The organism is Aliivibrio sp. 1S128 (assembly GCF_001691065.1).
Classification (GTDB): Bacteria; Pseudomonadota; Gammaproteobacteria; order Enterobacterales; family Vibrionaceae; genus Aliivibrio.
In genome coordinates this window covers 696-1,198 of record NZ_MAJV01000139.1, presented here as the reverse complement: position 1 = coordinate 1,198, position 503 = coordinate 696, and the positions used below count along the sequence as shown (strand labels likewise).

Annotated in this window: 1 protein-coding gene; it reads left to right on the top strand. The window is 32.8% G+C overall.

The window, feature by feature from the left end; all coding sequences use genetic code 11:
• Positions 1-33: 33 nt before the first annotated feature.
• Positions 34-503 (top strand): DUF922 domain-containing protein (locus A6E03_RS18165; RefSeq protein ID WP_083201880.1); only part of this gene is annotated, 470 nt, incomplete at its 3' end.

The window sequence follows — 503 nt, the reverse complement described above, 5'->3', positions numbered from 1 at the left end:
GCGTTATATGCTTTTTTAAGTTAAGGAGGCTTAATGAAAACAATGAAATACGGAGCAATTCTATTATTAGTTTCTCCTCTATCTTTTTCGGAACTTTTGCCCTTTGATTTTAACAAGTCATATGATGTGTATGAGTTGCAAGGAGATACTCCAGAAAGCGTAGAAAACTCATTTGACAAACGAGCAGATTTTCTTAAAAAGAATAATTTTGACGGCTATACTGCGTGGGAATATAAGTTTAATGTAGATGATGACAGTTGCGAAATAAAAGACTTTAATCTTCAAATTAAATATACACTTCCGCGTTTGAATATACTCAATAGTTACTCTCAGAGTCGAGAGGATTATCGGGATTATTTAGAACAATTATACCGACATGAAGAGCTGCATTGTGCAATAACACTGAGTCAATTATCGAAAATGTATGCAATTTTTATTAATGGGCAGTCAGGGGATTGCTCAATAGAAATAGAAAAAACGTATCTAATTGAAGATAATATCAC